Genomic DNA, 11435 nt, shown 5'->3' on the forward strand with positions numbered 1-11435 from the left:
CGAATGATCTTTTTCAATATCATAAATACTCCCTTAGCTATTTTTAAGGTCACCTGAGAGCCAGCGGGTATATCAATCAACAACACTATGATATGACTATTCCATGGAGATCAATTAATTACTAGGGGTTAACTCCAGATAATGAAAAGAAAAATGCCACTGAGGTCGTCAGTGGCATTGATATCAAACAAACTCGCATAAATATGCTGAGCAAGTGCTCGTTAGCAAAAAGACACGAGATCTTCTTCGACAAATTGCTCTGGTAATTTCTGTAGGCTACGTAACATCAAAGGATTTGCCAACACCATCGCCATTTCTTGACGATTGAGTAAAGCTAATGCGCTCTGTTGACAACGAGCTTCATGCACCTTCACATGTACTATGGCTTCCATCGCTTCAATTGGTGTACCCGCAGCACGCAAAGGCTGTTTATCCACCATTGCTAAATGCAATTCCATCAACGCAGGGTCTTTAAGTACCTGTGCTAACGTCCAAGGCTCAGCAATGTGTCTTTGGTAAGCGGCGCGCGCTTCTTGCGCTTGCAGACAAATTTGCGCAGGGTTACGTTCTTCTGGTGTTGCAAGAATACCGGCACGCTTGAACACTTCGCCAATTTTGACTGAACCTGTCCATGCAGAAATTGGCACAGCAATCCACAGACCGATCAACGCCGGACTCATCCAAGCTAACAAAGTCAAAGAATCCAAAATAGCCGCATAACCTAACATCACACCTGCCAGCATATGCCAGCGGTGACGATAAATTAACGTCATCCAAGGCATACTGCCGTCATCACGACGTTGCGGCGACCAACCACTGTCCCGCCCCATCAGAATTGACATCACAGCACCACAATGGATAAACATCATGATAGGTGCAATCAGCGCTGAAAGTATGACCTCAAAGATTACACTAAATATCGCTTTAATTCGACCACCAACACTGCGAGCAAACTCACCGTCTTTAAGCAGCAACAAGACCCCAAATACTTTAGGGCCAAACAAAACCCCCATAGTAATGTAGAACAATCTTAATGCCCTATCCGAGTCCATGATGGGCCAAGTCGGGAACAGTGAAAATTGTTCGGTGAAATATTCAGGTCGAATAAAGTGTGCCTGCAAAGCCAACATCAAACCGGTCAAAATCAACATCAACCAGAAAGGAGATGACAAATAAGCCATGATACCCGTCAGTAAATGTAAACGGCTTACCCAGTGCAAACCTTTAGTCGGCAAAATACGCGAATGCTGCAAGTTACCTTGGCACCAGCGGCGATCACGCACGGCTAAGTCGATAATCGACGGTGGACATTCTTCGTATGAACCCGGTAAGTCATAGGCAATGACCACACTCCAGCCCGCACGGCGGATCAGCGCAGCTTCAACAAAGTCATGGCTCATGATATGACCACCAAAAGGTGGCTTACCCTTAAGGTTAGGTAATCCCGCCGCAGTCATAAAGGCTTCGGTGCGGATAATGGCGTTGTGGCCCCAGAAGTTACCTTCTTTTTGTACCCACCAGCCTAACCCGGTACCAATTACGGGACCATAAATACGCGCCGCAAATTGCTGTAAACGGGCCATTAAAGTGGTGCCATTGATCAACGACGGAATCGTTTGGATCAAACCCGCATCAGGATCGGCCTGCATGCGCTGAGCTAAGCCAGTGATGGTTGAAGACTCCATCAAACTGTCGGCATCAAGCACTAACAAGTGATCATAACGCGACCCCCAACGACGGCAAAAATCGGCTACGTTACCCGCTTTACGGGCGACATTTTTACGACGGCGACGGTAATACACCCGCGAATGCTTATGGGTTTCTTGACGCAACACCAGAAACGCCTGCTCTTCGAGTAAAGCAATATCGGGATCCGTAGTATCACTTAAGATAAACCAATCAAAAGCATGACCGTGACCCGTTTGCGACAAGGTTTCAGCCATCACTGAAACCGCCGAGAATACCCTATCAGGAGATTCGTTATAGGTCGGCATCAAAATCGCGGTTCGCGTATGCAGTTCAGTCACTTGCAAATCTTTTGCCCGCGGTTTTCGCAGTAAAATTAAAAAACCTGCAATACCGCTACAAAACGCCAAAGCAATCCAGCAGAAGTTAACCGCAAACAGCACTAGCACTAAATATTCCAGAGGAGTAATTCCGCCAATGCTAAATACCGCCCCCATTTCATAGATAGCAAACAAAGATAATAATAAAGCCCCACCCACCACAAACACACGACGGTAGGTACGCGAGCGTACCCCATCAGCCACAGTGCTACGGCGAGGGAATCCCTCTGGCATCTTACTTAAATTTTGGGGTTCCATAGCGCCAGGCCGTTCATTTGGCATAGCACTACCACCCACGAGGACTTCCGTCTCGAGTACCGAGTTATCGGATACAGTCATATCATGTTGCTCCGTCATGAACCTTACAGCGTCCAGCGATAGAGCCAGGTTTCAACCTGACGAGGAGTTGGGAACTTAAGTTCAGCGCGCAGTTCGATAAGATCTTTATCTTCTGGCTCTAATTCAAAAGCTAAGCGATAGCCATTTTTAGCGGCATTACGGGCAATCACCACATTCGTGACCACACCACCAGAAGCTTCAACTTTAGCGACTGGCATTTCATCTGTCATCGGACCTTCAACTTGATAGTCGACCACAAATAAACGTCTTGGAGTCGCCTTAGCAATATCGGCACGACCACTGGCAGAGCGAGAAATATGTACAGCACCGACTTTCGCAGCAGGTTCTTCACCCCAACTCATGCGATAGGCAAAATGAAATTCACCGCCAGCAGGAATAGGCTGACGTGGTTTCCAATAACTAACAATGTTGTCATGAATTTCAGACTCTGTCGGAATTTCAGTCAACACCACTGAACCTTGCCCCCAATTACCCACAGGCTCAATCCATAGGCTTGGGCGACGTTCGTAATGGGCTTCTAGATCTTGATATGACGCATAGTCACGCTCACGTTGGATCAGACCAAATCCCTGAGGCGAGTTGTCAGAAAACGCACTGACTTGTAACTGACGTGGATTAGCTAATGGGCGCCATAAATGCTCACCACGACCATTTAACATCAATAAACCATCAGAATCATGTACTTCAGGTCTAAAATCATCGGTGTCGTGACGACCATTGAGTGAATGTAAGAACATGCTAGTGCTTGGTGCTAAACCGACTTTGCTCAGCTCAACACGAGGAAACAGTGTCGCTTCTACATCAATCAAGGTGTTATCACCGGGACGGACAGAGAAAGTATAGGCACCTGCTACGCTTGGGCTATCTAGCAAGGCATGCACAACAATCAAGTTGCTGTCATTGTGTGGACGCTCAACCCAGAAGGCGCGAAATATCGGGAATTCTTCCCCTTCAGCGTCAGCCGTTTTTAACGCCAAACCACGGGAAGATAAGCCATAGGCGTTACCTTTACCTAAAGCGCGGAAATAACTCGCACCTTGGAATACCATAAGCTCGTCAAATACACCATTCGTATTCAATTGGTTATGAATACGAAATCCTGAGTAGCCAATGTCGTCATTCGGCAGCGCTTGAGTAATCACTTCACCCGCGGTGAAATATTTAGGCTCATAGGCTAAGTGCGTTGCATTCTGACCTTCTACAATCGCAATCTCGATCAGATCTTGAAAATAGAAACCACGGTGGAACATTTGCATTTGAAATGGCACGCCCTGATCACGCCAAATAGACGCAGTCGGGTTAAAACGAATATCTCTGTACTCATCGTATGACAGTTTAGCAAGGCCAGCTGGCAAAGGATCTTTGAGGGTCACATAAGGTTTCGCTGCCAAACGTTTTGCAATCTTCACGACAGTTTCGCTATCAAAAGCGCCTGTCTTAGTGAATCTGATTTGATTTTTTGTACTGGGCTGAGAAATCACTTTCGGTGGAGTAACCACAGGAACTGCCTCGGCGGGTTTTGTCTCTTCAGCGTACGCGACACCAGACAGGGCGACTACAGCGCCTAGCGTCAGTGAACATATGAGTGACGAATAAGGTTTGGACGATGGGCAACGCAACAAGCTAACCATAGATAGGTAACCTAAAAAATAAACTAAGAAATCAATGTTTTTTATGTATACAGTGAATTTTTTTCACTCTGATTTAGAGATGAAAAAAAACAGTTGCTTACATATCGCGAAAGATATCAGAAGGAGAAAAAAACTCATAAATAAAGATGCAGTTAACCCCTTCTACACAATACTATTTGAGAATAAGCTTATACCAAAAATGAATATTAAAATAACATTATCATGCTTATTTCTGTTTTCAAAGTTACAAAAACAAATTAAGTGATCCAAATGCTACATTATTGAAAGTAAAATGAGCCTTTTTACACCTCAACTAAGTGTTGATGATCATAGATGAAATATCACAATAAGCGAATCAATCTGTTGGTAAGCCTAAGGATTAACACTAAGACAGCAGGAAATTTCAAAATTTTACCCGCTTAAATGTATCAAAACAACTGAGCTGATGTCACTGAAACTGCGGATCTATTTTAACATTTCATTGCCTGAACTATTTTGGCAGAAAAAGTGTCACAGATAATCCGCCCTGCTCCCTAGGCGCAATCACTAAACGACCTTGGTGCAATTCTATGATGTGATAGCAGATAGACAAACCTAATCCCGCGCCTATGCCTTCATTTTCATTCACACGATAAAAACGTTCTGTCGCATTGGCAATCTGCGGCTCTGTCATGCCTTGGCCTCGATCCGCGACACAAATACAGATTTCATCATCCAAAGCATGGGCCGACACTGAAATCTCCGATTCCTGTGGACTGTATTTACAGGCATTTTCGATAATATTCTTCAGTACAAGTAGCAAATAAAAACGATCACAGGTCACCGTTAGATTGGATGCGATATCGATATTCCATTCATAATCTGTGATTTGTGGCATTAATTGATTAAGCGCATCTTCGACCATAGGCAAAATGGCGTGGGATGACACATTAAGCTCATTAATCGAGTCCACCCTTGCTAATACGAGTAATTGTTCAACGGTATGACTCATGTGCACGACGCCAGCATCTATCGCAGCTAAATGGAATTTCTGCTGCGGATCATCATCAATCAGACTCTCTAAGCCATGTTGATGTAATTTAATCACAGATAATGGCGTTTTAAGCTCATGGGCCGCATCGGCGCTAAAACGACGCTCACGGGCGATAAATCGCGCGATACTATTGATATATAAGTTCAATGCGCGCCGAACAGGGACTAATTCTTTAGGCAATGACATAGTCAACGGGGTCAAATCGTTGGGTGCCCGTCCAATTAATTCTCTTTCAAAGGTTTTTAATGGCCGAAACAAGAGATAAAACAAGAAGCTAACAATAATTAATGTTAAAGGCACTACCATCAAGGGCACGATAACGGCATTATGCATGATTTGCGATACAAGCTCTTGGCGTACTTCATCCTGTTGAGCAGTGACAATCCAAACATGATTTTTAACCGAAAAAAAACTGAACACATGCCAGAGTTCTCCTTCGAACACTTTCTTATGATAACCCTGTACGAATCGACTGATAGGTTGATGACCAATATTATCCGATAAAACTAAGGCTTCACCCGCCTCACTCCAGATTTGAAACGCCAATTTATGCTCATAGGCCAGTTTCAGCGCATCGGCCTTTTCGGCAAAGGAACTGATCTGGCTATCGGGAACGTGGAGCACTTGGGGTATGACGAGATCCTGAGCTGTTGTATTGGGCTCAGTATGATAGAACAACTCCAACATTTTAGCGGTTTGGAGCATTTGCGCATCGAAGAGTTCTTCGATTTGATGCTTAGAATCCCGAGTACTCAACCAGCTAGATACAGCGACGGATACTGAAATACCTGACAAAATTAATAATGTCAGTACCAAACGCAGTGAATACACATCTAGCCCCTTTAATCGAATCACTTCTTTTTCCTAACGACTATGCTTCAAGTCATCACTGCGTTATCAGTACCCACAAACGTGGAGCTTGTCACTTAACTCTTCAAATTAATTTATTTCGATCAAGGTATAGCCTATTCCACGCACGGTTTTGATTAATTCATTGGCAAGTTTTTTGCGCAGATGGTGGATATGCACTTCTATTGAATTACTGCCAACCTCATCCCAGCCATAGGTTAACTGTTCTAACTGGCTGCGGGTCAATACACGCCCTGCCGACTGAGCGAGTTCGAGCAGTAATTGAAATTCACGCCGTGAAAGCAGCACATTTTGATCGCGAAAGGTCACTTCACGGGTATTTAAATCGATACACAAAGCACCAATAATCAAACTGTTGTGATCGAGCCCATACTGACGCCTGACGATGGCACGAATGCGCGCAGCCAATTCACGCACATCAAAAGGTTTACCGAGATAATCATCGGCGCCCATGTCTAAACATTCGAGCTTAGTGTCAAAATCCGTATTCGCGGTCAGAACTATTGTGGGAATTGACACCCCCTGCTGGCGCCAAGCTTTAAGTAACTCTTTACCATTACCATCAGGCAATCCCAGATCGAGCACTATGGCACTGAAGCTTTCATTTTTAACCCCCAGCAAAGCTTGCTGATAACTATTAAGGTGATCAACTTGCATACCCAGCTTTGCCAAACTCAAGCAAATCCCTTGGGCTAATAACTCATTGTCTTCAACCAACATAATACGCATTCAATGTCCTTAACTGAGCCCTAACGGAAAATACTGAACTTAACATCTTGTTGCTGTAAAAAATCTTCCGCGTCTCGCCCCTGCAGCATAGCCATAGTGGCGAGCATACCTGCAGTCACGCAGTTTGGCCCTAACACAGTCACAGAGCGCGGCGCATGGATAACGGGATAGCCAGTGCGTGGGTCGACAATATGGCCGTAACGCTTGCCATCGACTTCAAAAAATCGCCGCGTATCGCCACTGGTCGCTAATGCACCCTGACTAATCGCCAGTACACTCGCAGCGTGATCGAGGTGTCGTGGGTCTTCAATTCCCACTTGCCATGGCGTCACTTTGGACACGGGACAAGCGATATCACCGCCAAAATTCACTAACACTGGAATGTCTGGATAACATTCGGCTAACTCATAGGCGACTCTGTCGACCGCATATTCTTTTGCGATACCACCAAAATCCAATTTCATTCCTGTTGGCATCTCAATATGGCGCGAATCAAACTCGATGTGCTCAAACCCCACTAAGGCTTTCGCGGCAAGTATGCGACCATGTTCGGGCAATTGGGCTTTGGGATCAAAGCGCCACAGTTCCATTAACGGCCCAGCAGAAATATCAAAGAGTCCATCACTGAGCTGAAAACATTGTTTAGCAAAAGCCAATAACTGCCAGGTTTCTTCATCGATAAGCTGCTTATGACCATTGGCATGGTTTAATTGCCACAGACAATTCTGCGCGATAAAGCGACTGTACTTATGTTCGATACGCAGCGCCTCAGTGACAGCCATGTCCAACATATCGTCTGCAATATCAAGTTGATCGCACCCAATGAGTATTTCACAGGGACTCGCCATGGCCCTAAATTCACCCACATAACCCCAATCACGGCGTTGCAACGAATAAGGTGCGGTCTTTAGGGACGATGTCGACATCATAAATCACCTCTTCACATGGCATCCCACTGGGATTCCGATTGAATAAGTTCAGGCGCAAATTGAGTATGGGTAGCTAAGCTACCCATACAGTTTAACGCCTTGCTATCTGAGCCAGTAGCATTATTTCGTATTAAAAAGAATAACTAAACTGTGCTGTAATTGCCTTCTGAGTCGGAAACAGATCGAAGTTTTGCAGCTCTCCAGGAATCGTAGCGCCGTTATTTTTCGGATCCTGTTGGTAATACTCTAAGCGATACGACATTTCATGACCGCCCGATAATCTATGGCCAAATTTAACCCCAATCGTATATGCCGACATATCTCCGATACGATAATCGGCACTGGCAAACTCTGGCAGTGGCGTATCAGCCATCAAGAAAGGTTGATAGAAGTTAGCCGCAGTTTGTTGGTAATAGCGCAGATGTAATTGACCATAGAAGTTGCCGGTAAAGTAATACCGATAATGGGTTTCTAAGGTATGTGATGTGAGGTCCCAGTCATCGGTATTATAACGATAGGAAAAATCCACCACACCCGCATCTAATGCGCCTTTGGTCATCACGTAAAAACTGTGCTTCAAGCGCGAATCGGGGCGGCTCTCATACAATAAATCCTGAGTAATGCCGTTGTTATCCACCACACTGATCACCTTGTAGGGATCCGTTAAATAGCCATTCACACTCGACAAGCCGTAATTGGCCTGCAACAACCAGCGCTGACTAAGCACTTGGGTGATACCTAACATCACATCCGCGGTCTGCTTATCATCACTGCCACCTTGACGAGTCGCATCGAATGCGCTGCGATAAGCTTCCTCACTGGTGAAGTTATCGCGAATGACCATCGAAGATAAATCCACCGGACGACCGCCAACGGGGTCAACCACATCGAAACTATAAGCCGTACCTAAAAATAAAGTGGTGTTGTCTTTATTAAACCCTCGCTCAATTCCGGCATTGATGCCCATTGACATATAATCAAACTCTTTCGAGCCATATGCGCCAACACTGAGTTTCCAATCTGGTGTTAGCACTTCACTCCAACCGACATTGGCTTGTACGCGAGTATCGTGAAAGGTGTCATCTAACGGCGTTTCCCCCGCTGAAACATGATATTGCCCATTACCTGATGGTCGAGTAAACGTTTGGCTGGTACTTTGGGCCACAGCGCCCGATGCTGAAGGACCCGTTAGACTGTCAACCACGAGTTTGAGATCCAGCACACTGTCATCGCCAAAGGCTTTTTGCGCTGTGCCTATGGCTTCGATGGCTTGTACTCTATCTTGCTCACCGTAATACATTAACGCAGCATCAATCTTCCAGTCGTCAGCTTTTTTAGATAATTCAGTCGCATGGCCACTTGTTGCAAACAGTCCACAACTGGCTAATGCGAGAGCACCCGCTATCTGCTTCGATTGTCTTGTATTTATTGGGTTCTTTTTTTGAGTCATAGCTGACAACACCTGTAGGTCACTTCCATCCATTCAATACCGCGGGATTTCGCCCCAGATTTTAGAACATCTGCTCGTCACATTTGTTTTAGTACGTCTGTTCATTACATCTGTGCGTTACATTTATTCGTAACATCTAAAGGCAAATAACACCAACGGAGAGTTTAGTTACAGCCACATCCGCCACCGGCAAATGCACGACCGCCGCTACTGCCTTCTTTACTAAAATAAATATGATCATCGAGTGCTAGATCGAGCTTTTCACTGTCGAGCGCCATATCGCTGCGGGCCAACTGGCCTTTCTCCCACGGCTGCACTCCTAAACTTGAACATCCACTCAAACCTATGATGAGCGTTACTGCGACTAATGCGGGTTTAAGCATAAATTACTCCTTCAGTAAATTGACGAGCTCTTGCTCGTATTCAGCGGTTTTATCGGCATAAAAGCCAACATGATGCTGTACTAACTGACCTTGACGATTGAACATAAAACTGCTCGGCATGCCCAGCAAATCGAAACTGCGAGCGACATCACCTTCGGGGTTAAAACGCACTGAAAAATTGGCAGGGACTTGTTTCAAGAATTCCTGGGCTAACTCGTTATCTGTATCTAGGTTGATTGCCACGACAGCTAATCCCTGATCTTGATACTTTTTTTGTATTTCATTCATCCAAGGAAACGATTTACGGCAAGGGCCACACCAGGATGCCCAAAAATCGACATAGACGACTTTGCCTTTAAACTCACTCAGGGAAACGGCTTGGTTTTGCGCGTTAAACACTTGATAGTCCAGCGATGGCGCGGCTTGTACGCCTGCGGCCAATAAACTGAGTAACAATAATATTTTCTTCATAGCATATTCCGCATTAACGATTACGTTCGAATCTATTAACTGAATCTTAAGGTTTTCTTAAACAAGCTTATATAAGTTTAATTAACCTACTCACCACGCGAATGAACCATAGTTATCAGCATCGCCTTAATCACATGAGTGCTGATTAAGTGACCGATTTCATCCAAAATGGCAAATGTGAGACATTTTGTCCCATTAGAAAAAGTGAAATTAGATCTGCGTCATGTTAATCAAATGTCAAAATCAGTTCGGTCACATCTCTTAAAAATTCTTGATATACATCAATAATCTTTACACTCCAACGGCCTAAACTGACACTGTCAATTATGTAAACCCTTACCAATTTACATTTAAATAACAAAAAGGTTGACCCATGGACACACATGCAGCCCTATATGAACAGGGAAAGGCGCGCTTAGATGCGTTACGCCAATTCGCTCCCCGTCAACAACAATCGCTGATTGAGAAAATGCAACAGCACGGCATTAGTCGCCGTGATTTTATGAAGTGGAGTGCCATGGTGACGAGCATGCTCGCATTACCCCTCCCCTTTAGTAACTTAGTAGCCGAAGCTGCAGAATTAGCCGATCGTGTACCCTTAATCTGGTTACATATGGCCGAATGTACTGGCTGCTCCGAATCTTTAATTCGTACCGATACCCCCAATCTAGACTCACTGATTTTCGATCATATTTCCTTGGAATATCACGAAACCTTAATGGCTGCAGCGGGTTGGCAAGCCGAAGAAAACCTCGAACATGCACTCGAAACTTACAAGGGCCGCTATTTACTGGCCGTTGAAGGGGCGATTCCGACTGCAAATAACGGCAGTTTCTTAACTGTGGGTTGTAAAGGCCACACGGGTTTAGAAATCATCAAGCATGCTGCAGAAGGCGCCGCCGCGATTATCTCTGTTGGCACTTGTGCGGCGTTTGGTGGGGTGCAAGCCGCTTATCCAAACCCAACGGGGGCTAAAGGCGTGCATGAAGTGGTCAGTAAACCCGTGATTAACTTAGGCGGTTGCCCACCGAGTGAAAAGAACATAGTCGGCACTTTGATGTACTTCATCATGTTCGGAAAATTACCTGCGCTGGATATGTTTAATAGACCTAAATGGGCTTACGGCGCACGGGTACACGATAACTGTGAACGCCGCGGCCGCTTCGATGCTGGTGAATTCGTTGAAGAATTTGGCGATCACGGTGCGAAAGAAGGCTACTGCCTTTATAAAGTCGGTTGTAAAGGTCCTTACACCTACAACAACTGCCCAACCGAGCGCTTTAACCATCACACTAGCTGGCCAGTACTCGCTGGACACGGTTGTATGGGTTGCTCAGAACCTAACTTCTGGGACGATATGGCTGACTTTGAAAAACCCCTTGGCCGTCAACTCCTCCATGGATTGGATGCGACCGCAGATACTATTGGTGCGGTGATTTTAGGCGCGACAGTGGTGGGCATTGGAGCCCATGCCGTTGCCAGTATTTTTGCCAAACCGCTGGAGGAATAACCC

9 protein-coding genes are annotated in these 11435 nt (G+C 45.4%); 1 reads left to right on the top strand and 8 read right to left on the bottom strand.

Going from position 1 to position 11435, the window contains the following annotated elements:
• Window positions 1–221: 221 nt before the first annotated feature.
• The 8 genes from mdoH to L5M10_RS17525 form a co-directional block, all read right to left on the bottom strand.
• Window positions 222–2405, bottom strand: coding sequence for a glucans biosynthesis glucosyltransferase MdoH (mdoH, locus tag L5M10_RS17490; protein ID WP_263178585.1), 2184 nt, complete (start codon window positions 2403–2405; stop codon window positions 222–224).
• A 23-nt stretch (window positions 2406–2428) separates the two neighbouring features.
• Window positions 2429–4057, bottom strand: a complete 1629-nt coding sequence (locus L5M10_RS17495) for a glucan biosynthesis protein G (protein WP_049821716.1) — start codon at window positions 4055–4057, stop codon at window positions 2429–2431.
• Window positions 4058–4547: 490 nt separating this feature from the next.
• Entirely contained in the window at window positions 4548–5945 is a 1398-nt protein-coding gene (locus L5M10_RS17500; protein ID WP_263166431.1) for an ATP-binding protein, read from the bottom strand.
• An 84-nt stretch (window positions 5946–6029) separates the two neighbouring features.
• Entirely contained in the window at window positions 6030–6689 is a 660-nt protein-coding gene (locus L5M10_RS17505) for a response regulator transcription factor (protein ID WP_028760171.1), read from the bottom strand.
• A gap of 20 nt (window positions 6690–6709) precedes the next feature.
• Window positions 6710–7618, bottom strand: a complete 909-nt coding sequence (locus L5M10_RS17510) for an FAD:protein FMN transferase (RefSeq protein WP_263166432.1) — start codon at window positions 7616–7618, stop codon at window positions 6710–6712.
• Window positions 7619–7748: 130 nt separating this feature from the next.
• Window positions 7749–9068: a DUF3570 domain-containing protein gene (locus L5M10_RS17515; RefSeq protein ID WP_263166433.1), complete on the bottom strand. Its 1320-nt coding sequence runs from the start codon at window positions 9066–9068 to the stop codon at window positions 7749–7751.
• A gap of 164 nt (window positions 9069–9232) precedes the next feature.
• Window positions 9233–9451: a DUF4266 domain-containing protein gene (locus L5M10_RS17520; RefSeq protein WP_028760174.1), complete on the bottom strand. Its 219-nt coding sequence runs from the start codon at window positions 9449–9451 to the stop codon at window positions 9233–9235.
• 3 nt (window positions 9452–9454) lie between these two features.
• Complete coding sequence (locus L5M10_RS17525) at window positions 9455–9922, bottom strand: TlpA disulfide reductase family protein (protein WP_028760175.1); 468 nt, start codon at window positions 9920–9922, stop codon at window positions 9455–9457.
• Between the two features lie 373 nt (window positions 9923–10295).
• Here L5M10_RS17525 and hyaA point away from each other — a divergent pair, with 373 nt between their 5' ends.
• Entirely contained in the window at window positions 10296–11432 is a 1137-nt protein-coding gene (hyaA, locus tag L5M10_RS17530) for a nickel-dependent hydrogenase small subunit (RefSeq protein WP_028760176.1), read from the top strand.
• The last annotated feature ends 3 nt before the right edge of the window (window positions 11433–11435 follow it).

Source organism: Shewanella sp. SM32, from assembly GCF_025654235.1.
Classification (GTDB): Bacteria; Pseudomonadota; Gammaproteobacteria; order Enterobacterales; family Shewanellaceae; genus Shewanella; species Shewanella oncorhynchi.